The organism is Anaerorudis cellulosivorans, assembly GCF_025943985.1.
Lineage (GTDB): Bacteria > Bacteroidota > Bacteroidia > Bacteroidales > Dysgonomonadaceae > Anaerorudis > Anaerorudis cellulosivorans.
This window is the reverse complement of sequence record NZ_JAPCWE010000005.1, coordinates 94,763-118,250: the sequence shown is the minus strand read 5'-3', so window position 1 is coordinate 118,250 and position 23,488 is coordinate 94,763. Positions and strand designations below refer to the sequence as shown.

Here is a 23,488-nt window from a genome sequence, read left to right as displayed (position 1 = left end):
TATAACATATAAATGATATATCTTTGCACCGAAATTTTAGAGAGAAAAATTGTTTATCGTTTTAAAATTATTGAAAAATGAAAAAAGTATTATTATTCGTTGCTGTTGCAGCTACCCTTTCTTTTGCTGCTTGCTCAAATCAAAAATCTAACCAGAGCGAAGCTTCTGCTGACTCTGTAGCTCAAGCAGTTGAGGAAGTTGCTCCGGCTGCAGTTGATACTGCTGCTGCTGTTGTGGATACCACTGTTCAGGTAGCACAATAAAACTACCCCTACGTTAAAGGTATAGCCATCCCTACAAAGGGTGGCTTTTTTTATTTGTTTTTAAATCAAAAGCAAATTAACTTTGTCGTCGAACGAATAATATTTTCAGAAAGAAAAAGAGGATGAGGCGGATTTTCTTCCCCGGTTTGTTGCTGATATTGATGTTGTCGGGATGCTCCAAAAAGAAGTATTTCTTCGAAAAGGAACTTGCATTCCCGAAAATAATCACCAACGACCAAAAAATAAAGTTGGCTGCTTATTTGGTGCCTACTTCCCGGCAATATGAATGGCAGAAAACAGAAATGAATGCTTTTATTCATTTCGGAATGAATACGTTTACCAATCGTGAATGGGGAAACGGTTTTGAAGATCCTGCGTTGTTTAATCCTACCGCTTTTGACGCCGAACAATGGGTAAAAACATTGAAAAATGCCGGCTTCGGCATACTTATTCTTACGGCAAAGCATCACGACGGATTTTGCCTGTGGCCTACGGAAACCACAACTCATTCTGTGGCATCTTCACCTTGGCGCAACGGCGAGGGCGATGTGGTAAGGGAGGTAAAAGATGCTTGCGACAAATACAAGATGAAATTCGGCATCTACCTTTCTCCATGGGATAGAAATGCCAAAAGTTACGGCGATTCTCCACAATATAATGCCTTATTCATTAAACAATTAACCGAATTGCTCTCGAATTACGGCGAAATCGACGAGGTGTGGCTCGACGGAGCAAAAGGTGAAGAACCTCTCGAACGAGTGCAGGAATACGATTGGGAGGCTTTTTATAAGGTAATAGACCAATTGCAACCACGGGCTGTAAAAGCCGTGATGGGTAACGATGTTCGTTGGGTGGGAAACGAAAAAGGTTTTGCCCGCGAAACCGAATGGAGCGTGACGCCGCTTCAGCCGAATATCGATGTGGCTACCATAAAAGAAAACGAACGGTTGGGCATATCGCCTGCTGCCGAAGATCTTGGCAGCCGGGAATTGATTGTCAGGGCAAAAAAATTATACTGGTATCCTGCCGAAGTGAATGTTTCGCTGCGGCCGGGTTGGTTTTATCATCCCGAAGAAGACCAACAGATAAAAACGCTGAACCGGCTGGTTGACATTTACTACAAATCGGTGGGTAGAAATGCGGTGCTTTTGTTGAATGTATCGCCCGACACACGAGGACTTTTGCCCGAAACAGATGTGAAAAGGCTGGAGCAGTTCGGCAATTACATCGCTTCTACGTTTGACGAAAACAAACTTGTGGACGGAAAAGTGGCTTGGACGACAAAACAGGGGGGCTTCAGAGAGTATGATCTGCTTGAGAACGACACCATCAATACAATTATGCTTCAGGAAGATATTAAACAGGGGCAACGCGTTGAAAGTTTCAGAGTGGACGCCCAAATGGGTAACGGGTGGAAAAAACTGGGCGAAGGCACTACCATCGGGTATAAACGGTTGCTGAAATTTAACGATGTGGCAACTTCGAAAATCAGGATCACTATTCTTGAAACACGCGATGAGGCCAATATCCTGAATGTGGGTGCTTTTTATGCTCCTCCTACCGAAGAATATAGTGCGAACAAATAAGAAAAATTCATGTCAATTTAAATAAGAAACAATGAAACCATTTTTCATTCTGATTTTTTCATGCGTATCGTTGTTCGGTTTCGGACAACGGGTTGCCGATGTGTTTAAGACCATGCCCGGCGATATTTTACCCGGATTCACCGAAGCCGACAAAACCCTGATTTTGGTAGATACCGGTTTAAAAATTATCCCCTACCCGCTTGGAAATATTGAAAGAATGAAGTATTCCGATTCGTATCTTCAATTGAAAACATCCGATATCGGGACGTTTCAGTTGAAACTGTTGCCGCTGGTGAACAATACCAAAATTATTTGCGTGATCAAGACGGTTTGCGGAAAAGCATGCGACAGCGACATCCGGTTTTATTCTACCCAATGGGAGAAAATAGATGAAAATACGTTGCTGCCGCCGGTGTCGGCCGAATCTTTTTTCGATAGGCAGAAACAAGGATCGAACGAATATGAATATGCTTTATCGCTGCTGGATGTTGAGCCGCTTTCTGCCGTTTTTAGTGATGACAGCGACGACCTGATACTCTCGCTGAATTATGAGGCGTATCTTTCGGAAGAAAATATTGCGAAAATAAAACCTTTCATTAAACAAGATTTTATAACTTTGCACTGGACAAAGACGTCGTTCCGACCTTAAAAGCATTTATGCACCCGTAGTTCAATGGATAGAATATCGGATTCCGGTTCCGACGATGCGAGTTCGATTCTCGCCGGGTGTACATGTTTTCTTTATTTTTTACCTAAAAAGGAAAAGTATCATGAAAGAGAATAACAACGCAAACCAATATAAAATTGCTTTATATCAGGAAAAGAAAGAAGGGGGAAAAGTGCGCTGCCGCCTTTGTCCGCATAATTGCCTTATTAGCGAGGGCAAATCGGGAGTGTGTCATGCCCGGAGAAATATCGGCGGAACGCTCTACACGCTTGCCTACAATAATCCCTGTTCCGTAAGCATCGACCCTATCGAAAAGAAACCGTTGTTCCATTTTTATCCCGGTGAAAATATTTTGTCGCTGGCCACAGCCGGATGCAATTTTCATTGCCTGAACTGCCAAAACTGGCAAATCTCGCAGGCTTCTCCCGAAGATTTTGAGCAGTATCGTTTCACCCCGGAAGAGATTGTTCAAGCCGCTGTTTCGTATCGTACGAAAATGATTGCTTTCACCTATACCGAGCCGACCATTTTTTACGAGTATATGTATGACATTGCCGTTCTTGCCCATCAAAAAGGAATAAAAACGGTGATCGTTTCGAATGGTTTTATCAATCAGGAACCTCTCAACGACCTCTGCCCGCTGCTGGATGCCGCCAATATCGATTTGAAATGTTTTAATGATGACGTTTACCGAAAACTGACTACCGGCAGTCTTCATCCCATATTGTCGACACTGAAGACATTGAAGGATAACGACATTTGGCTCGAAATTACCAACCTGATTATCCCCACATACAATGATGATCATCAGATGATCCGAAATATGTGTGAATGGCTGGTAGAAAACGGTTTTGCCGAAACGCCGCTTCATTTCAGCCGCTTTTTCCCCGCTTATAAACTACAGCACCTGCCTCCTACCCCCGAAAGCGCCTTGATTGAAGCAAAAAAAATTGCCGAAAATGCGGGTATAAAATACGTGTATATCGGAAATATGCCTCAGCTGAACGGAGAAAATACCTATTGCCCCGCCTGTCATGAATTGTTGATTGCACGACGGGGCTTTTACGTCACCGAAAATAATATCGTCGACGGAAAATGCGCCTTTTGTGGCGAAAATATTCCGGGCAGATGGGGCTAGGTATTAGGCTATTTCGTCTTCGCTAAATACGGTAGCCGTAAAAATGAAAATATCGGCATCCTTCCAACCATCCCACCCTATGCCGGCTTTGTCACGGGCACAATGGCCAAGAAAATTCTCGAGATCCCAACCGGTTTCTGTGGCCACTTGGGGTAGAAATACCCCGCTTCGGACGCCTTTCACAAGGTAAATGCCGTGCTTCCCGAGCTCGATTTCCGAAATATCGCGAATTCTTTTCAAGGGAGAAAGCACGGATATTTCGATGGAAATATCGCTCAGCTCGCTTGCGGTAACCGGAGGAAAACGATAATCGTGGCGGGCAGCCGATATGGCCATATTGTGTACGGTTTCGATTAAGGGCCTATCGCTTATCATTTGTCCGATGCACCCCCGCAATTGCCCATATTTATTCAACGTTACAAATGCTCCGCAGTGAGCATAAATGGCTTCGGAACAAGCACTCAGATCGGGTCGAGGCGTAATATTAAGGCCGAACAACTGTTCAATGGCACACCTTGCTTCGGCCAATAATGCTTTTTTGTCTTCGAGTGTTAAATTAAAATCGCCGGTATTCATAGTGTTATCATTTTTGAGTAAGAACAATTGCCCAATATCCTACCACTTCACGATGATTGCCGTAAACGGCATCTCCCGAATTGCGATAATCTACTTCGTGATATTCTAAGGAAGGGTTGTTTTGAGTCATGTACAGTAAGGTCAATACCGATGTCCATCCACACAAGCCGGTGAGCAGATTGGGAATCCCTTTGTTCTGATTTTCGGCCAGAACGTTCAACAACACGTCGGGATCGTTGGATAGAATGGCTTTTGCTGTTGCCGCATCCACTATTTTTGCATTCTGATAATCGGGATAATGAGAAAAATCGGTACTGATCACAAACAGATTTTTTTCGTTGAGGTAAGGTTTCAATGCCGATGCCATCTCAAGACACGTTTCGGGTTCGGAAGTGCCGATTACAATGGGGACAATTTTATAATCGTTTTTCAATTTGTAATGCAAAAAAGGAAGCTGCACTTCAATGGCATGTTCCCGTGCATGAGGTGAGGGATTGTTGGTGAAAATTTCGGGATGAGAGGCAACCAATTGCTCTCCGAAATCGGTATCGACTTTTTCTATCCCATAGGGCATGATAAAATCGCCGATACAATACACCGACGCTCCATTGAAATGATAATGGTGAGAGGAAGCCAAGATAAAAATACGCTCATAATCGGCATCTTCATCGAGCTGATTAAATGCCGATGCAGCAACCTTTCCCGAAAAAACATAACCCGCATGGGGAGAAATAACTGCCCTTACATTGGTGTATTTTCGGGGAACTGCTTCGCTAAAATAGGTTGCGATGTCATGCTGCAATTTTTCTGCGCTTGCCGGGTAGAATTGCCCTGCTACGGCCGGTTCCCTGGGTATGCTACTGTTTTTCATAATTCGTTAGTTTTTACATAAACTAAACAATTAATCGCTTGTTAAGTTTCTTGTTTATTTTCTTTTAACATGGCGATAGGGGTTTTGGTAAACCATGAAATAAAAAAGAGCGCCGATCAGTTGACCCGCGCCCTTTCCTGCAAAATAAACCGGTTTGACTTGTTTATCTTCCGCGAGGGGCAGGAGCATTTCTGCGATTAGCAGCTCTCTTCATTTGTTCCTCGCGATAGGCTTTCCATTGTTCCATTTTTTCTTTACCGATGATTTTCTCCAGCTCGGCATCTTGTTCTTTCATGTTTTGTTCCATCAATGCTCTCATTTCTTCGCGTTGTTTTTCGCGATCCTGTTGCTGCATTTGCTGGCGTTCTTCTCTGAATTTACGCATTTGCTCGGCACGTTTCTCATCCTGCTTTTTAAAAAGTTCTTCTACCTGTGCCGTTTGTTCCGGAGTCAATTGCAACTGTTTAGCCATACGTTCGGCACGTTCTTTGGCTGTCATTCTCATTTCTTGCTGCGGTCGATTTCCGCCCCCCCTTTTTGGGGTCGAATCCTGAGCCGATATCGAAAGGCTCATCATAAAAAAGGCAATTAATGCCAACATTCCATACTTTTTCATTTTCATTCCAAATTTTATTGGTTCAACATAAAATACATCGTTATGACACTCAAAGATAAGGAAATGTTTAATTAGGCAATGAGCGATTAACGAAAGTTACACCATCATAATCGCCATATTTACACCTTTTTATACGGGAAAAAGGGGATTTTATAGGAGAGATTGTCCGATTCGTCGATAAAAAAGGGGGATTGGTCTAAAAGTGAATTTTTTATATTTTTTTGCGATTTTTTTATTGCAGAAAATCCTCACGCGTCGGACTGAAAACATCGATCAATTCTCCTTCTTCAATACATGTTACGCCATGAAGGACGTCAGGAGCCATGTAAAGCGCATCGCCTGCCGAAACGGTCTTCGTTTCGTCACCGATGGTGAAGACAAATTTACCCCTGATAATATAGGTACATTGCGAATGTGGATGCGTGTGCATACTGCCTTCGGCTTTTGCATCAAAATGCATTTTTACCATCATGATCCGATCATCATAACCCAAGATCATGCGTTGCATGCCTTCGCCGGCATTTTTCCATTTAGCGTTGTCGGAAATCAAAAAAGTTTCGCTTTGCAATTTCATCGCATTTATTTTTTGTAAATGATTTATATATGTTGCCTCATTTAAATCGTTGTTAAATAGCATTCAAAAGATTTCTTCTCTGGGATATTTTTCTTCCACTTTGCTGAAAAGATACGAGATAATGATACCCACAACAAGAAAAACGACACACAGCAGGAGGGAGCCGAAAAAACTCAGTCCGGAAGCTGCCAACCGTTCGGCATGAAAAGCCGGGAAAACCACCGTGGGAAATATGGCCAACGATGAACCTGCCACCATACCGAGAATGAAATGATACATTTCGGAATAATATCTTCTGAAAAGATAAGCTGCCAGTTTGGCAAACATCAGTACACATACAACCACTCCGATAATCAGCGGAATAATTACGCCGAAATCGAAATCTTTTATTCCGATGGCCATTTTGTCGTATAACCCGAAATAAATCAGAAAATTGGAGGGACTCATGCCGGGTACCACCACACCTAATCCGATGAGTGCTCCCGAACCCATCCATACCAAAAAACCGGGCGGAACTGCAGTGAGCTGCTTTTCGCCAATCATCATCAGGATGAAAATGAAAAGGGTGGAAACAGCGAAAAGAATGAAATCTTTTGCCGAACGCCCTTCTTTACCCGCTGTTTTGTAGAGCGACGGAAATGTGCCGACTACAAATCCCACAAACAAACAAATAAATTGTGCGGCATAGTTGCCGAATGCCTTCTCAACGAATATCGAAAAAATGACAATGCCGATGGCCATCCCAATGGCTACGGGGAAAAAAAAGGCGATGTTTTGAAGAAATTTTTTCCGGATATCGGACAAAAATTGAATCAACTTATCGTAAATTCCCAAAATAACGGCAAATACGCCTCCCGAGAGACCGGGTAAAATAAAACCAATTCCAATGATGATTCCCTTTATCAGCCTGATAAACCAATCGACCATCGCATGGGGTTTGACAGTTGCTGATTCCGTTGCTTTCGTTTCGTCCATAAACTTATTCATGAATTATTTTTTATATACGGCCGCAAAGTTACAATAAAATAAAAAGGTATCCAAAGATACCTTTATAAAAATCGTCATAAAGTCGGTTACCAACCCGGAACGAAATTGATGCCGAACATGCCGTTGCTGAATCCCCCGTTTTGGAAAGGAATGGCATAATAGGGCTCGATTACCAGATAACCGAACAAATTTATTCTGAACGAAGCGCCGGCGCTGAATACCGGAATGCGTTCATTAAAATCGGAGGTTTGCCATTTCATGGCTATTTTATCGCCTTTGTTCCATGCCAGACCGCCATCGAAAAACAAATTGAAGTCGGTTAAAAAGATGTTCGATTTGATAGGCGCCAACACTTTTGGTCCCGAAAACGGGAATCGCAATTCGGCATTGATAACGGCAATTCTCGAACCCGCAAGATTGGATACGTTAAACGAATTGTAACCTGCTGTACCACTTGTACCGCCGTATATCGAAATGTCTTCATAACCTCGCACCAACCAGGGGTATCCAAGATACATGGGGGATGCTTTCTCAATTTCAGATGTACTCCCGTATAAGCCGTTATGATATAGGCGGAAAGCAAATCCTACCGGTTTAGAGAAATAATATCTCCGATAATCCAGTAAAATATTGAAAAGGTTGATATTCCCGAAATACCGTTCAATCTGATAGCGTGATCGTTGACCTACCAAAGGGGCAGTCATTCCGAAATAGGAATTATCGGTCACATATGCCACATAGGCAGTCTGAAAATCGATACCGGGTGGTGAAGGCAGCTTCTCTCTACTTCCGCCAATAGGATATCCCAATGCATCAAAATAATTATGATACCTGTCGATGCGGTAAGAATACCACGAAGCCGAAATCCCACCCTCCACGCGTCGGGTTTGTGAGAACGGGTAATACATAAATGCCGAAACATTATCTTCGAACATACGGATATAATCGAGCACCAAATCATCGGCAATGAATTCTTCCTTTTCGATTTGTAATGTATCTATTGTCCAAAACATACTTCCACTGCGATAGGGAATATGCGAAACCGAAGCTCCCCATTTCATTTTGTTGCTTTGATTCACATAGGCAACCTGACCACCGAAATCGTATATTTCGCCGTTGAGCGATAAAGTAGTATATAGCTGATGATCACCTATCATATCGCTGAAAAGCATGTACACACTTCCGGCCATATCGGTTCTGTTGAAACTGGGTCCTGTGGAGATGCCCACACCTACCGAATTGGAGATGTAATCGAGTTTCAATTTGGGGCGGTAAGGCAATTCTTCGAGAGAGTCAACCGGTAATGCAATTGCCGGAAACCGGTTACATAATGCCGAATCCACTATGTTGATGGAAAGATGTTTCAGTACGGGAAGCGTGCCGGCATCGAAATTTACCGCATATTTATCTACTTCCACCGGATTGAAATCCCTGTCGTTTGCAGTATATATTTCGTACTTGGTATTGAAATAATGGGTATAGGCAATCAATCCGTTTGCTCTGTCGGTGCTGATTGCCGGAGAAAACAACGTAATGCCGCTTATTCCGGTCAAATATTCGGTAAGCCGGTACACTTTATCGCTTTGTAAATCGTATTTATACAGATTCCTAAATCCGTCGGCATCCGACAAGAAATAGATGAAACGATTATCGGGAGAGAATCGGGGATTCAAATTGTCGGCTTTGGGGAATACATCGATGATCCTGCTTTCGCCGGTTTCAACATTTAAAAGGGTAAGATTGAAACAGTATTTTTTGGACTGATCGGTACAAATGGCTTCGGTCGAATATACAATATACCGGCCGTCGGGCGACCAGGAAGGATGGATATTGGAAAACAGATCATGAGTGAGTTTACGGGTTTGTTTGGTTTCAAAATCGTAGAGATACAAATCGCCTATCCCTTCATTTAATCCGGTAAAAACCACATATCTGCCGTCAGGCGACCATTCGGGATTGGAAAAAGCAGGCACTTCTTTTATTTCTACCAGCGCTGTTTCTTTTTTATCGATATCCACTATGGCGAGTTTGTTTCGGCCTTCACTATACACCACGAAAGCGAATTTTTTGCTGTCGGGCGACCAGGTTCCTCCCGATTCGATGAAGCTGAAATCGTCAATTTCGCTGTTACGGGTTACGGTAGAGAGTTTTTTGATGATTTTTCCCGTCCTGGCATCAGCCAAAAACAAATCCAGTGCAAAAATACTTTTGTCGGAAAAAAAGGCGAGGTATTTTCCGTCGGGACTCAACGATGGACAAACATTGGTGGAACTGCCGTTTTTCGCTCCAATGATTTTGTTTCCCGCCAACGTGTAAGTGGAATCTTTCATGAATTGTTTATAATGATTTTCGGTGGCGGATACCCACATGCCGGATAACGTTTTCGTATTGAAATGGAACACACTATCGATGGCAGCGTCCAATCCCAATAAGGCTGTTTGCTCAAAAAGAGGCATAATGATGGTGTCTCCCCAGGTTTTCCCGATAAATGCCCATAACGCCTGCCCATACCGGTAAGGAAAATATTCCGACGGATTGGCCAAATCGTCTATCGTGGGAAATTTTTTATTGAGAATAGCATCTCTCATCCACATGGAGGTGTTGGGATCGACACTGCCGATCGAGAGGTATTCGGCCATTCCTTCCACCATCCATAAAGGCAGATTATTGATCGAATAATTAACGGAATCGTTGTGCAACAATTTGTTATACTGAAAAGCATGTACCAATTCATGACCAAGTACATGGTCGGTTTGGTACAAGGTAGGCGCAAAAGGCATTATAACCCGCTGTTTCAAACTCTCCGTAACCCCTCCCGTTCCTTCGCTAATAATGCTGCTGATGGCGTTGGTTTGCTGAAAATCGGCATGATGCGAATAAAGAATAATGGGATTTTTTATCCGGAAAGTATCTTTAAATATGCGTTGATGCATAGTGTACCATTCTTCAGCCCAACCGGTAAAATAGTTGATCATCGTATCGTTTTTCAGGTAATGATGAATTTCGAAGTGAGGTGATCGAACCACTTCAAATTTAAATTTCTTGTAACCGGGTTTGTTCCGCCCAAAATACTGTGCATACGTTGCAAACGTACTCATTTGCAGAATGGTTATGGCAACAATTAAAACGGCCTTGGCATTTAAATTCTTCATAACTCTCCTCCCCTTTGCATTTTTTATGATATCATTGATTTAACGCTTGATGGGGTCACATGTTCACGAAAAAGCGGAGAATTTTGTATAAATGCCTTATTTTTTAATCATTCCATTTTCAATAGTAAAATAGGCATTCCCAATATTGTCGATGATATCCGATGCGACGAAACTGCGCGGATGAATGGTTTGTTGCGTTAGATTTGCCGTTAAACCGTGAAGATAAACCCCTACTCTTGCTGCATGGCCGGGTTCGTAACCCTGAGCCAACAAGGAAGCAATTATTCCGGTCAGCACATCGCCGCTTCCTGCAGTAGCCAGAGCGGGTGTCCCCGAATCGTTCACATATAAATTATCGGAATCGATGATCAACGAATAAGCGCCTTTTATGATGACAATGAGTCGATATTTTTGTGCGAATGCAGTTGCTTTCTCTATTTTTTCATAGTCGTCGCTCCATTCTCCTATCAACCTCGAAAGTTCTTTGGGATGCGGGGTTAGGATGGTTTTTGGAGGCAAAAGATCGAGCCATTCGGGATGTAACGATAAAATATTCAGGCCGTCGGCATCGATAACCATCGGCAACGCATTTTTCTGCAAAAACCGGTAAAACGCGTGTTGCGTTTCCTCCCGTTTTCCCATGCCGATGCCGATACCGATTGCATTGGGGCTGATGTCATAATCAATATGGGTAATGAAAGCACTATTGTCATCCTCTATTGCCATCGCTTCGGGAAAATGGGTCTGAATAACCGGCGTGCCGCATTTGGGCAAATAAGCCGAGACCAAACCACAGCCGGTTTTCAATGCCGCTTTAGAAGCCAAACATACTGTGCCTGTCTTTCCTAAGCTGCCGCCAATAATGAGTGCATGACCTTGTGTGCCTTTGTGTGCAAATTTGGATAAGGGTTTTAAAAGTTCCCGGATATCTTTCTTTTCGATGAGGTACCGGTTGGTGGAAGCTTCCGCAATCGCTTTTTCGCTTAAACCGATATTTACAATCGTCACGTTGCCCACAAAACGATAATTATCGGGTAAATACAACGCAAGTTTAGGAATTTGAAAAGTAACCGTCTCGTCTGCTTCAACAGCAAATGTGGTTTTTTTATCGGGAAACAACCCGCCGGGAACATCGATGCTGACAATGGTTTTGCCGCTTTCGTTCATTTTTTTTATCACTTCGGCAGCAATACCCGTAATTTCTCGCGATAAACCGGTTCCGAAAAGTGCATCGATCAGTATATCGTATTCCGAAAAATTCGGAATCTCTTTCTCCTTCGTAATCCGTTTAAAAGGGATGTTCTCCGCTTTTACGCGGCGTACATTATGTGCGCAGTCTTCGGTGTAATTCTCGCTATATTCAACAACACATGCCTGAACGCGATAACCGGCTTTGTGGAGCAGACGGGCAACCATCAACCCATCGCCGCCGTTGTTGCCTACCCCCGACAAAATGAGGATAGCGTCGTTTTTGTCGGTATATTTTTTGGTAAACCAATCGTAAAAGGCACCGGCTGCATGTTTCATTAATTCGAGTGATGAAATCCCTTCATAATGAATGGTTTTTGCGTCTATTTCCCGGATTTGTCCGGCAGAAAGAATCTTCATAAATTACTTCTTGAGTTGTTGTTCTTTTTAGCTGTTATTCCCGATTATTTGTCGTTTTTCATCATGAATTCAAAAAGGATATGAGGTATCGGCATTCCTATGTATCGAATTGATTATTGATTTTTGTGCTTAAAAAAAGAGGTACACTGATTGCAGAATACCTATTGGATAAAAGTGCGCAGGATGAGACTCGAACTCACACGCCGTTACCGGCACTACCCCCTCAAAGTAGCGTGTATACCAATTTCACCACCTGCGCAAACAAGGTGCCCGGAACAGGACTTGAACCTGCATGTTGTTGCCAACACTAGTCCCTGAAACTAGCGCGTCTGCCAATTCCGCCATCCGGGCGCAACACTATTTTTATTTAATCGAAAAACAGACAACCCCTGTTGTCGTATTTTTTGTGCGTGCAAAGTTAGGTAATTTTTAAACCTCTACAAACATTTTCGGACCTTTTTTAATAACAATAATTCGTTCAACTTTTAATTAATATGTGTCAAGTCTTACAAGGTTGTTTATGAAAACTTGGATTTTTATTCGGCTAATAGTGCAAAAATATGCCGAAAAGAATAGAAATATTTTCATGATATGAACATTTGTTCAAAATAAGTCGTATATTTGCAAAGTTATTGTATGGTATTTCAATTATAAGTAAATAAATATGTCTCGTCCTAAACAGTGTCGAAAAATACTTTCTCCACCCTTAATGGTTGGATTTAAGCCTTTTGGCATACCTCGGTCGGAACTCGAAGAGATAGTTCTCCAATACGATGAGTATGAAGCCATCAGGTTGCTTGACTATGAGGGGATGTTACAAGAGCAAGCTGCAGAAAAGATGAATGTATCGCGTCCTACCCTGACCCGCATTTATGAAAATGCGCGCAAAACCATTGCTGAAGCTTTCGTGGAAGGTAAAATGATTGTAATCGAAGGAGGAAATGTGGATTTTGGCCGGAAATGGTATCGTTGCAGAAAGTGCTACAAATTGATTGATGGTCTTGAAAATCATACCGCTTGCAAACATTGCAGAAGTGGTGGTGATGAGGAATTAATTCCCATAAATAACGAGCAATAAATTCATTATGAAAGCCGTTGTTTTATCCGATAATAGAAAAGGATTCCCCGATATTGAAACAGAGCACGGTTTATCGATTTATCTTGAAACCGAAAGACACAGGATTTTACTCGATACGGGCGGATCGGATTTATTTCTGCAAAATGCTTCGAAATTGAATATCGATCTTGCCCCGGTAGATTACGTATTCATTTCTCATGGGCACAACGACCACATGGGAGGATTACCCCATTTTCTGAAAATAAACACCCGTGCCAAAATAATCGTTTCGCCAAATGTGATGCATTGTTCTTTTTATTCCAAAAGGAACGGATTTCATACCATTGGTTTGGATTTTGATTTTTCGCCTTATCAACATAGATTGATACCGATTGAGAAGGAATACCGGATCGATGATGAAATTAGTATTTTTGTGAATATTTCAACCAGATTTAAACAGCCTATGGCCAACCAAACGCTGTTTTGTGAGGGTAAAAATCATGAAATCATCCCCGATGATTTTTCGCACGAATTGATATTTACCCTTACCAACAACGAAAGACTTTTTGTATTCACGGGATGTGCACATAAAGGTTTATTGAACATACTTGAAACAGTAAAAGAAAAACTTGAATTCCCTATACAATGGGTGATGGGAGGGTTTCATTTACTCGATTCAAAAAACGGTGTCGATTACGAAACGGAAGAGAACATCGCTGAAATCGCCAATTATCTGAATGTGCATTATCCTTCATCCATGTTCATTACGGGGCATTGTACCAGAGATCGAGTTTTTGGTCAATTAAAAAATATGTTGGAAGACAGATTAACTCAATTTTTCAGTGGATACACTGTTCAATTTTAAAAGAAAGTATATGAAAATAGCTATTACGTCAGAAGGGAATTCCCTTAATTCAAACATGGATGCTCACTTTGGTAGATGTTCTTATTTTGTTTTTTATGATACCGAAACCGGTAAAACTGATTTCATTGTCAATCCTGCCAAAGAAGTTACTGAAGGAGCTGGTCCTGCAGCAGTTCAATTTATCGGATCAAAAAAAGTTGAAAAAGTGATTTCCGGCGAATTTGGATTAAAAATAAGATCATTGTTGGAGAGCTTGAATATAGAAATGCAGCGTGAACACGATAAAACCATTGCAGAAATTATACAAGAATTGAAAAAACAATCATGAAATGCCAAAACTCGATGGAACAGGGCCGGAGGGACAAGGTCCCGGAACCGGCCGAAAAATCGGAAAATGCAACATCTTGCCTGAAGATGAAAAAGTAAATTTGTTGGGAACAGGTATGGGAAAACGCCGAAATAGTGGTGGTGGAGAAGGACAAAAGAAACGCTTGAAAAGCGGAGATAAAATAATAACAATAATTAAAAAAGGAGGTAAATTATGCCGGGATTAAACAGAAGAGGACCTCTTGGAGAAGGTCCAAGAACAGGAAGAGGATTAGGCCGTTGCAATCCTCAAAACAAAGGTAAAACGGATGAAGAAATTTTGCAGAGTCGTATGGAAAACAATTCCAATGAAGAATCTTTTTTCGGCCGCGGTCGGCAGCTCGGTTATGGGATGGGGCGCGGATTAGGCAGAGGAAATGGTTTAGGATTAGGACGAGGACGAGGTCCTCACCTGGGCCGAAATCGATGAATTTTGTAAAAGGTTGTATGACAAAACGTACAACCTTTTTATAAGTCCAATATATTTTGAATAAATAATTATAAAATCAAGAATTCTACAAATGAAACATGTATTTGCTATTCCATTAGAAAATGGAATTTTATGTCAACATTTTGGTCATTGCCAACAATTTGCTTTTGTTGAAGTCGAAAATGGTTCGATTATAAAAGAAAGCTTGGTTACTCCGCCTCCACACGAACCGGGATTGCTCCCTGCTTGGCTTGCAGAAAAAGGGGTTACCGATATTATTGCTTCCGGAATAGGGCAAAAAGCGATCAATTTATTTCGACAACAACATATCAGGGTATATATGGGAGCTCAGCAAAAAAGTCCTACCGAACTGGTCTCCGATTGGATGGAACAATCATTGGTTACCGGAGTCAACACTTGCGATCACTAAATGGGAAATGATGAGATCAGATTATCGATGTTATTTTTGCTTTGCCCGGCATTTTGAAAATTTAATCGAAAAGACGTCCCTCTCGGCCGAAGAAAAAAACCATTTTGCCGGCGAATTGTTTGGATTATTCAATACAGGCGAAAACAGTTTTTCCGTTCCTCATTTGTCGCGAGAGGTGCACCTTCTTTTCAAAAAATATAGTGGCAACGACGATCCGTATAAATTGGTCAAACGTCAAAGCAACGATATGGTTTTAAGTAGGTATGCCGATTTGAAAAAGACAGTCGCCTCATCGGCAGATCCTTTCGTCACGGCATTGAAACTGGCCATTGCAGGAAATATTATAGACTATGGCATTCCGCAACATTTTGATTTGGATGAAACCATCGGGAAAGTACTGACTTCCGATTTTGCCATCGATCATTCAAAAGATTTAAAACAATCGTTGTCTGAAGCAAAATCGGTGTTGTATATTGGGGATAACGCAGGGGAAATCGTATTTGACAAACTATTTATCGAAACCATTCACCATCCCGATTTGTGGTATGCTGTTCGAGGGGCTCCGATTATCAATGACGTAACACCGGAAGATGCGAATTATGTGCAAATGAATGACGTAGCTCACGTAATAGAAAACGGATACGATGCTCCTTCTACCATGCTGTCGCATTGTTCGGAAGAGTTTAAAGACCTTTTTTCACGGGCCGATATTGTCATCTCGAAAGGACAAGGAAATTTGGAAAGTTTACTGCATGAATCAAGCAAAAAAATCTACTTTCTTCTCATGGTAAAATGTGATGTCATAGCCGATATTTTAGGTGTAGAGAAGGGACAATTTGTAGTTGCGCGAAACATATTTGAAAATGAAAATTGCCATAGCCAGCGGGAAGGGGGGCACAGGGAAAACGTTTGTCTCGACCAATCTTTTTTGGACGGCGCAACATTCCGGAATGCCGACTACGCTGATTGATTGCGACGCCGAAGAACCGAATGTAAGTGAATTTCTCAGAGGAGAAGAACAATCAGTAGAGAAAGTCGTACAGCACATTCCGTATATTAATGTGGGAGCATGTACTTTTTGCGGAAAATGTGCCGAATACTGCAACTATAATGCAATTCTGTTTTTACCGGAAAGTCGCTTCATAAAGGTATTGCCGGACCTATGCCACGATTGTGGAGCTTGTTCTTACGCCTGTGAATACGGAGCCATTATTGAACAAGAAAAAACAATAGGGACTGTAAAAATCAGTCTTGTCGGAAACTCCTCTTATATTATCGAAAGTCGTTTGGAGGTTGGAGAGCATTCACCTGTTTCCGTTATCAAAAAAGCCATAAAGGCAGCCGATTCTCAACATCTGATATTGCTGGATGCTCCTCCGGGTATTTCTTGTCCATTCATTACAACAGCGGAACAAGCCGATTTTATCATTTTAGTTACAGAGCCTACACCGTTTGGATTACATGACTTGGAACTCTCCGTGAGTACCGTTCAACAGCTTCAAAAACCTTTCGGTGTAATTGTTAACAAATCGGGGCTTGGCAATCGGGCTGTTTATCAATGGTTAGACGAAAACAAGATTCCCTTGCTGCTCGAAGTTCCATTTGATAAAGACATTGCCCGTATATATTCGGAGGGTAAGATACTGGCAAAGGAAAATCCGACATATCAAAAAATTTTTATGGATTTACTGAACAAAATAGTTAAAACGCTTTGGTCATGATGGAAATTGCAATCCTCAGTGGAAAAGGTGGAACAGGAAAAACAAGTCTGAGTGCCGCCCTCGCTACCATTAACCATCAGATTGTCGTTGCCGATTGCGATGTAGATACTGCCAATCTGTATTTGATCTTACAGCCTGAAAATTATATCGAAGAAAAATTTTTAACGGGACACAAAGCAATGATCGATTACAGTTCCTGTAATCAATGTGGAATATGCATCGACTATTGCCGATTCGATGCCATTACTTATGTAAACGGACGTGTAACTATTTCCGAAACAGCCTGTGATGGGTGTAAGCTTTGTTCGCGGGTTTGTCCATCGCAATCTATTACCATGATTCCATCCGATAAAAGTTCCTGGTATATAGGTAACTATCGTAACGGAAAAATGATCCATGCCCGATTGGCACCCGGAGAAGAAAATTCGGGAAAACTTGTCAACATGGTGCGCGAGCAAGCCCGTAATACGGCCAAAGAAACCGGCCGGGAAATTATTATTATTGATGGTCCTCCCGGCACAGGCTGCCCGGTTATTTCCACGCTTACAGGAGTAAACAAAGTGATCGTAGTAACAGAACCCACTCGTTCGGGATTTCACGATTTGAAACGCATTGTAGATTTGACGAAAGGGTTTAACATACCCACTTATATCGTTGTCAACAAATATGATCTGAACGAAAATATGACAGACGAAATTCTTGTCTGGTGCTCCGAAATGGGACTTCCCGTGATCGGTAAAATCTCTTTTGAACCCCAAATCGTCGAAGCCATGCTCCAATGCAAAAGTATTGTCGAATGGGCTCCCGAAACACAAGCTGCAAAAGAAATATATGCCATTTACCAACAAGTGGTGAACAACAAAACAATAATGTAACAAACAAAACAACGATGGAACAACTAAAAGCACTCAATAAAAGCCCTTTTGAAAAAATAATGATTCCCTCCATTAAGAACATGATAATGGTTTCTTCCGGTAAAGGCGGAGTCGGAAAATCGACGGTAGCCGCAGGTATTGCACTATCTCTGGCAAAGAAAGGATATTCGGTAGGTCTAATGGATGCCGATATATACGGACCTTCAGTTCCTACTTTATTTAATTTGAAAGACGAACGTCCTGTAACCATTGAATTAGACGGGAAAACTAAAATTGAACCTTTCATCCGATTTGGGATTAAAGTCAATTCACTGGGATTTCTTATCGATCCGATGCAAGCAGTATTATGGAGAGGACCAATGGCTTCCAATGCTATAAAACAACTTATGAACGATACGCATTGGGGTGAATTGGATTTTTTGATTATCGATACCCCTCCCGGAACAGGAGATATTCATCTTACTTTTCTTCAGCAATTTGAAATCACCGGTACAATCATTGTTACTACCCCTCAGCTAGTGGCGCTGGATGATGTCCAAAAAACGATCAGCATGTTTAAAAATGAACGGGTGGGTGTTCCCGTATTGGGAATTGTGGAAAATATGGCATGGTTTACTCCATCCAAACATCCTGAGGAAAAATATTTTTTGTTTGGACGGGGAGGAGGAGAAAAATTATCGAAAATATTCAATGTGCCTCTCATTGCCCAAATACCGATCAACGAAAATATTTGTCAAAGCTGTGACGAAGGTAAACTCGATATTTTATTCGACGATGATGAAGTAAAAACAGCTTTTTCAAATTTAACAGATGCTCTCCTGGATCAGTTAAAAACAAAGGCCTAATTCAACAATAATAAATTAACTTGGTCAAAAAACATACGAAAAAAACTTCATAATACTAACCTCTTCGAAAAAATTAATGCAAATGAATTCAAAAAAAATTATCGTAATCGGAGGGTCGGCAGCAGGGCCAAAAGCTGCTTCAAGAGCCCGCAGACTGGATGAAAATGCTACGATTACTATTTATCAGAAAGCTTCTGATCTTTCCATGGCCTCGTGTGGCTATCCTTATTACATCGGTGGATTTTTTAACGACCGCAATCAACTGTTATGTTCTCCCGCAGGTGTAGTAAGAGACTCCAAATTCTTTCTCAATGCAAAAAATATCAATGCCGTCGTCAATACGGAAGTTACTGCAATCGATCGAAAAAACAAACGCATTGAATTTACTAATCTGCTTACCGGAGAAAAAGGCAGCGACACTTATGATAAACTTGTCATAACTACCGGATCTTCTGCCCGCAAACCACCTGTAGAAGGAATTGATCTGGAAGGAGTAACAACCCTTCAGTCATTGTCGGATGCCGATTATTTGCGAAAGATTCGCGACGAAGGAAAAATAAAAAAAGCGGTTGTGGTTGGTGGAGGATTAATTGGAATAGAAACGTGTGAAGCTCTTCACTTAGCCGGAATCGAAATTACCATCATCGAACTGTTGCCACAATTGCTCACATTCCTCGATAAACAGATGGCGCGTCTGGTCGAAAAATATTTACAAACCAAAGCCAACGTTATCCTGAAAAATGGAGTAACCGCATTTTTAGGCGAAAATGGGAAACTTACCGCCGTAAAACTGCAAAACGGAACAGAAATTCCTTGCGAATTAGCGGTTGTTGCAATTGGGGTATCTCCCAATACAAAGCTTGCGAAGAATGCCGGAATTGAAATTGGCCATACCGGAGGTATTAAGGTGAATGAATACATGCAAACCAACGATCCGGATATTTATGCGGCAGGCGATTGCGTTGAAATTCCAAATCTGATCACAGGGAAATCTGTTCATGCTCCCTATGGTGATTTAGCCAATCTGGAAGGTCGGGTAGTCGGAGAGAATGTGATTATGGGTAATGTAGCCAAATTCCCGGGGACAATCCAAACGGGAATATGCAAGGTTTTTGATTATGGTGTCGGATCAACCGGATTATCTGAACAAAACGCCCTGCAACAGGGATTTGATACTATCGAAACCGTAGTCAATGCTAGTCTCGATAAGCCCGGATTTATGCAAGGAAAATTACTCATTACGAAATTAGTGGTAAACAAAACCAACAGCAACATATTGGGCGCTCAAGTCATAGGGCCGGGCGAGGTTAGTAAACAGGTAGCCATTTGGGCAATGGCGATAAAAAACCATTTGACGGTTGACGATATGGTCAATGCCGACTTACCTTATGCTCCTCCCTATTCGTTGGCCATCGATCACAGTATTGCCACGGCTCACGTGATGCAAAATAAATTAAAGGGTCTTTTTAAAGGAATATCGGCCAAAGAATTAAGGGAGAAATCAAAAAATAAAGATCCGATGGTTTTGATTGATGTTCGTAATCCGGACGAATATGAAGAAATGCGCCTGGGTATTGGCGAAAAACTGATCCCTCTCGGGCAACTGCGCAAACGGCTCAACGAATTGCCGGAGGATAAAAATACCGAAATCATTGCCTGGTGCAAAATCTCATTGCGCGGTTATGAAGCTGCCCGTGTACTTCAAGCATACGGTTACCGAAATGTAAAAATATTGGAAGGTGGGATTGTCGCCTGGCCATATCAAAGAGAAAAATAAAGTGAAATGAAGATTTATGTTTTTTATTAAAGGCTAATTAGCCCGAACATTAATCAATGTTCCGGCGTTATATAACTATAAAAAGGCAAATCTTCGATTATGATGTGAGGTTGTTCAATATCATCAAGAAAATCAAAATGTAACAATAATTTTATAGGAGGAATTTATTATGGGATGTGATGCAGGTATAAAACCAAGAAAAAAAATTCAACTTCAATCAACAGAAATTTCAAACATTCAACAAACGGAGGAAACGAATATGAGTTCAACTATGGTCCGGCAAATAATGCCAACTTTCACAATGGATGCGTACGACGCAAAAACAGGACATTTTAAAACGGTTTCGAGCGACGATTATAAAGGGAAATGGACGGTAATCTGCTTTTATCCTGCCGACTTTACTTTTGTTTGCCCTACCGAAATAGCGGCTATGAATGCCAAGTATGACGAATTTCAAAAACTGAATACCGAAATCTTAGCCGTATCGGTAGATTCGAAGTACTCTCACAAACGGTTTGTGGAAACGGAACCTCTCTTGAAAGATTTGAAATTAACCATAGCTTCCGATGCCAATCAAGAGGTCAGTCGTGCTTTCGGAGTACTGGTTGAAGAAGACGGGGTGGCTCTCAGAGGGCGTTTTTTGTTTAACCCTGACGGGATTTGTGTGGCTCAGGAAGTTCAGGCAGATGCGGTGGGAAGAAATGTAAACGAATTTTTGAGACAGATACAGGCATGGCAACATGCAACCAAGACCGGAGAGGTATGTCCGGCGAATTGGAGACCCGGGAAAAAAACATTACCCGTGAACACCGAAGCCGAAAAAATGACGGGTCGTGTCGGCGATTACATAACGATAGAAGAAATTTTATCGTAACCCTTGACGACCGCAATATATTACATTGGGGTTTTTCTTTGTCGATCACGGCAATGGCATAAGCACCAATCACTTCTACCAGTCGATGGGGGTTTTTCCGTGCGCAATTAAATATTCATTCGTTTTGCTGAAATGCTTATTCCCGAAAAATCCCCGATTGGCAGAAAGCGGCGAAGGATGGGGAGATTTTAGGATGAGATGCTTATTCGCATCAATATTTTCACCTTTTCGCTGCGCGTATGCTCCCCAAAGGAGAAATACCAGATGTTCGCGTTCGTTTGCCAAAAGACGTATCACGGCATCGGTAAATTCTTCCCATCCTTTTCCCTGATGCGAACATGCCCGATGTGCCTGAACGGTAAGAATGGCATTCAACAAGAATACGCCCTGTTTGCACCAACGCTCTAGATTCCCCGATTTCGGAATGGGTTTACCCAAATCGTTATGGATTTCTTTGTAAATGTTGAGTAATGAAGGTGGAATTTCTACTCCGTCGTTCACCGAAAAACACAACCCATGAGCCTGACCGGGTGCGTGATAAGGATCTTGCCCTACGATAACCACTTTCACTTTGTCAAACGGACATTGATCGAAAGCATTGAAAATGAGTTTAGCCGGAGGATAAATGGTTTTTGTGCGATATTCCTCACGAACAAAATCGGTCACCTGCTTAAAATAAGGTTTTTCAAATTCGTTTTCCAATCGTTCTTTCCAGCTTTGTTCAATTACTACGTTCATCTTTTTTCTTTTTAGTCCACTAAATTATAAAAAAACGCCAACTTATCCCTCTTTTCTCTTTTTTTTGCCTTCTTTTTCTTTTTTATGACATTCAAGGACGGCGATACAATTTATTATAAAAATATGTTCACCACCTTGCCCGCACCAAGTCCGTACCAAGGCTGCACCTTCCTCGCTCCAAGTCCGCTCTTCGATTTTGCATTTTTTGATGTTAATATTCAGGTTGGTTTTACACTGAACCGACATAATTCGGGGGTTTTGTCCTTGCTATAGAGCGAGCATGAAGCGAGCATTCTCCCTTTATGCTGCCGTGGCGAGGGTGTTTTTTAACGATTTTTTAACATGAAAAGCCGCCTAAATCAGAAAAATTCCACTTTCTTTTGCTTCTTGCCGTATTTCTTTAGGCCATAGACTGGCCTGAATTTCGCCGATATGTGCTTTGCGTAAATAGTACATACATAAACGCGATTGTCCTATCCCTCCGCCGATGGTTTGTGGCAATTCGCCGTTTAATAACCGCCGATGAAAATACAACGACAATCGGTTTTCCTGGTTTTTGGCCTTTAATTGTTGTTTTAATGATTCGGAATTTACGCGAATTCCCATAGATGAGAGTTCCATGGCGTGTTGCAAAACCGGATTCCAAAGCAACAAATCGCCGTTTAAACCCTGATAACCTTCTTCGTTCATGGTAATCCAATCGTCGTAATCCGGAGCACGTCCATCGTGTGGCTCTCCATTCGACAAATCCGCACCAATGCCGATAATAAACACTGCACCGAATTCTTTAGTAATGGCGTCTTCACGTTCTTTTGCATCTTTATCGGGATACATTTGCAGTAATTCTTCGGCATGGATAAATTTGATTTCGCGAGGTAATTGGGGTTTTATTTCCGGAAAAAGTTCAAAAACCATATATTCGGTGCGCAGCATGGCTGCATAAATGCGGCAAACAATCTGTTTGAGAAAAGCAATATTGCGGTCTTTTTCGTTGATCACCAATTCCCAATCCCATTGATCCACATAAAGCGAATGCAGATTATCCAGCTCTTCATCGGCACGAATGGCATTCATATCGGTATAAATACCGAATCCTTCCTCAATTTTATATTCGGCAAGAATCAGCCGTTTCCACTTGGCAAGCGAATGAACAATTTCGGCCTTTTTGTCGTCCATATCTTTAATGGGGAAACTCACGGGCCGTTCACTGCCGTTGAGATCATCATTTATTCCTGTGCCACATTCCACAAACAACGGTGCAGTCACCCTTCGCAAACGTAATTCCGATGAAAGGTTCTGCTGGAAAAAATCTTTAATGTTTTTTATTCCCAGTTCCGTTTGATTAAGATTCAAAATCGGTTTATAACCTTTCGGTATGAGCAGTTTCGACATAATTCCTTTAAACTTATTTACTTTTCTCAAAAAATCAAATAGAAACAACAAAGATAAATTAATTTCTCATTTTGTCAAAA

The 23,488-nt window shown here is 41.7% G+C and carries 25 protein-coding genes and 3 tRNA genes; 17 read left to right on the top strand and 11 right to left on the bottom strand.

Annotation, left to right across the window (positions count from 1 at the left end):
* Positions 1–77 precede the first annotated feature (77 nt).
* The 5 genes from OLM34_RS04175 (at position 78) to amrS (ending at position 3,654) form a co-directional block, all read left to right on the top strand.
* Positions 78–263, top strand: coding sequence for a PG1828 family lipoprotein (locus OLM34_RS04175; RefSeq protein ID WP_264405442.1), 186 nt, complete (start codon positions 78–80; stop codon positions 261–263).
* Between the two features lie 122 nt (positions 264–385).
* Positions 386–1,849 carry an alpha-L-fucosidase gene (locus OLM34_RS04170; protein WP_264405440.1) on the top strand — a complete coding sequence of 488 codons (1,464 nt, stop codon included), beginning with the start codon at positions 386–388 and terminating at the stop codon, positions 1,847–1,849.
* A gap of 31 nt (positions 1,850–1,880) precedes the next feature.
* A complete protein-coding gene (locus OLM34_RS04165) occupies positions 1,881–2,498 on the top strand; it encodes a DUF3256 family protein (RefSeq protein ID WP_264405439.1) in 618 nt (205 codons plus the stop codon).
* Between the two features lie 10 nt (positions 2,499–2,508).
* Positions 2,509–2,580 (top strand) — tRNA-Arg (locus OLM34_RS04160).
* Positions 2,581–2,619: 39 nt separating this feature from the next.
* Positions 2,620–3,654: an AmmeMemoRadiSam system radical SAM enzyme gene (gene amrS, locus OLM34_RS04155; protein WP_264405438.1), complete on the top strand. Its 1,035-nt coding sequence runs from the start codon at positions 2,620–2,622 to the stop codon at positions 3,652–3,654.
* Positions 3,655–3,657: 3 nt separating this feature from the next.
* Here amrS and amrA read toward each other — a convergent pair whose 3' ends face one another.
* The 9 genes from amrA to OLM34_RS04110 all read right to left on the bottom strand — a co-directional run bounded on the left by amrA (position 3,658) and on the right by OLM34_RS04110 (position 12,389).
* Positions 3,658–4,230, bottom strand: coding sequence for an AmmeMemoRadiSam system protein A (gene amrA / locus OLM34_RS04150; RefSeq protein ID WP_264405436.1), 573 nt, complete (start codon positions 4,228–4,230; stop codon positions 3,658–3,660).
* Positions 4,231–4,237: 7 nt separating this feature from the next.
* Complete coding sequence (gene amrB, locus OLM34_RS04145) at positions 4,238–5,101, bottom strand: AmmeMemoRadiSam system protein B (protein ID WP_264405434.1); 864 nt, start codon at positions 5,099–5,101, stop codon at positions 4,238–4,240.
* Positions 5,102–5,264: 163 nt separating this feature from the next.
* A complete protein-coding gene (locus OLM34_RS04140; RefSeq protein ID WP_264405433.1) occupies positions 5,265–5,717 on the bottom strand; it encodes a hypothetical protein in 453 nt (150 codons plus the stop codon).
* 232 nt (positions 5,718–5,949) lie between these two features.
* Positions 5,950–6,291 carry a cupin domain-containing protein gene (locus OLM34_RS04135; RefSeq protein ID WP_264405432.1) on the bottom strand — a complete coding sequence of 114 codons (342 nt, stop codon included), beginning with the start codon at positions 6,289–6,291 and terminating at the stop codon, positions 5,950–5,952.
* Between the two features lie 63 nt (positions 6,292–6,354).
* Positions 6,355–7,278, bottom strand: coding sequence for a DUF368 domain-containing protein (locus OLM34_RS04130; protein ID WP_264405431.1), 924 nt, complete (start codon positions 7,276–7,278; stop codon positions 6,355–6,357).
* A gap of 86 nt (positions 7,279–7,364) precedes the next feature.
* On the bottom strand, positions 7,365–10,430 hold the full coding sequence (locus tag OLM34_RS04125; RefSeq protein ID WP_264405429.1) for an eIF2A-related protein: 3,066 nt from the start codon (positions 10,428–10,430) through the stop codon (positions 7,365–7,367).
* A 96-nt stretch (positions 10,431–10,526) separates the two neighbouring features.
* Positions 10,527–12,038 carry an NAD(P)H-hydrate dehydratase gene (locus tag OLM34_RS04120; RefSeq protein ID WP_264405428.1) on the bottom strand — a complete coding sequence of 504 codons (1,512 nt, stop codon included), beginning with the start codon at positions 12,036–12,038 and terminating at the stop codon, positions 10,527–10,529.
* A 175-nt stretch (positions 12,039–12,213) separates the two neighbouring features.
* A tRNA-Leu gene (locus OLM34_RS04115) sits at positions 12,214–12,297 on the bottom strand.
* An 8-nt stretch (positions 12,298–12,305) separates the two neighbouring features.
* A tRNA-Leu gene (locus OLM34_RS04110) sits at positions 12,306–12,389 on the bottom strand.
* 313 nt (positions 12,390–12,702) lie between these two features.
* On the opposite strand from OLM34_RS04110, the gene OLM34_RS04105 reads away from it, so the two are divergent.
* The 12 genes from OLM34_RS04105 (at position 12,703) to OLM34_RS04045 (ending at position 21,278) form a co-directional block, all read left to right on the top strand.
* The gene (locus tag OLM34_RS04105) at positions 12,703–13,116 is read left to right on the top strand and encodes a DUF134 domain-containing protein (RefSeq protein ID WP_264405427.1); all 414 of its coding nucleotides are present in this window, start codon (positions 12,703–12,705) and stop codon (positions 13,114–13,116) included.
* 7 nt (positions 13,117–13,123) lie between these two features.
* Complete coding sequence (locus tag OLM34_RS04100) at positions 13,124–13,960, top strand: MBL fold metallo-hydrolase (protein WP_264405425.1); 837 nt, start codon at positions 13,124–13,126, stop codon at positions 13,958–13,960.
* 10 nt (positions 13,961–13,970) lie between these two features.
* The gene (locus tag OLM34_RS04095; protein ID WP_264405423.1) at positions 13,971–14,288 is read left to right on the top strand and encodes a NifB/NifX family molybdenum-iron cluster-binding protein; all 318 of its coding nucleotides are present in this window, start codon (positions 13,971–13,973) and stop codon (positions 14,286–14,288) included.
* Position 14,289: 1 nt separating this feature from the next.
* Positions 14,290–14,514 carry a DUF5320 domain-containing protein gene (locus OLM34_RS04090; protein ID WP_264405422.1) on the top strand — a complete coding sequence of 75 codons (225 nt, stop codon included), beginning with the start codon at positions 14,290–14,292 and terminating at the stop codon, positions 14,512–14,514.
* Entirely contained in the window at positions 14,502–14,756 is a 255-nt protein-coding gene (locus OLM34_RS04085; RefSeq protein WP_264405421.1) for a DUF5320 domain-containing protein, read from the top strand. Before OLM34_RS04090 ends, OLM34_RS04085 begins: the two co-directional genes overlap by 13 nt.
* A 91-nt stretch (positions 14,757–14,847) precedes the next feature.
* Positions 14,848–15,186 (top strand): NifB/NifX family molybdenum-iron cluster-binding protein, encoded by a 339-nt coding sequence (locus tag OLM34_RS04080; protein WP_264405419.1) that lies wholly within the window; start codon positions 14,848–14,850, stop codon positions 15,184–15,186.
* 7 nt (positions 15,187–15,193) lie between these two features.
* Entirely contained in the window at positions 15,194–16,156 is a 963-nt protein-coding gene (locus OLM34_RS04075) for a damage-control phosphatase ARMT1 family protein (RefSeq protein ID WP_264405417.1), read from the top strand.
* Complete coding sequence (locus tag OLM34_RS04070; protein ID WP_264405415.1) at positions 16,050–16,907, top strand: ATP-binding protein; 858 nt, start codon at positions 16,050–16,052, stop codon at positions 16,905–16,907. The genes OLM34_RS04075 and OLM34_RS04070 overlap by 107 nt, the downstream gene beginning before the upstream one ends.
* Complete coding sequence (locus OLM34_RS04065) at positions 16,904–17,782, top strand: ATP-binding protein (protein WP_264405414.1); 879 nt, start codon at positions 16,904–16,906, stop codon at positions 17,780–17,782. Before OLM34_RS04070 ends, OLM34_RS04065 begins: the two co-directional genes overlap by 4 nt.
* 14 nt (positions 17,783–17,796) lie before the next feature.
* Positions 17,797–18,627, top strand: coding sequence for an Mrp/NBP35 family ATP-binding protein (locus tag OLM34_RS11425; RefSeq protein WP_320051502.1), 831 nt, complete (start codon positions 17,797–17,799; stop codon positions 18,625–18,627).
* Between the two features lie 82 nt (positions 18,628–18,709).
* Positions 18,710–20,404 carry an FAD-dependent oxidoreductase gene (locus tag OLM34_RS04050; RefSeq protein WP_264405413.1) on the top strand — a complete coding sequence of 565 codons (1,695 nt, stop codon included), beginning with the start codon at positions 18,710–18,712 and terminating at the stop codon, positions 20,402–20,404.
* 259 nt (positions 20,405–20,663) lie between these two features.
* On the top strand, positions 20,664–21,278 hold the full coding sequence (locus OLM34_RS04045) for a peroxiredoxin (RefSeq protein ID WP_264405412.1): 615 nt from the start codon (positions 20,664–20,666) through the stop codon (positions 21,276–21,278).
* A 75-nt stretch (positions 21,279–21,353) separates the two neighbouring features.
* Here the strand turns inward: OLM34_RS04045 and ung are convergent, their stop codons facing one another.
* Entirely contained in the window at positions 21,354–22,016 is a 663-nt protein-coding gene (ung, locus tag OLM34_RS04040) for a uracil-DNA glycosylase (protein ID WP_264405411.1), read from the bottom strand.
* Between the two features lie 354 nt (positions 22,017–22,370).
* Positions 22,371–23,408, bottom strand: a complete 1,038-nt coding sequence (gene asnA / locus OLM34_RS04035; protein ID WP_264405410.1) for an aspartate--ammonia ligase — start codon at positions 23,406–23,408, stop codon at positions 22,371–22,373.
* Positions 23,409–23,488 lie beyond the last annotated feature (80 nt).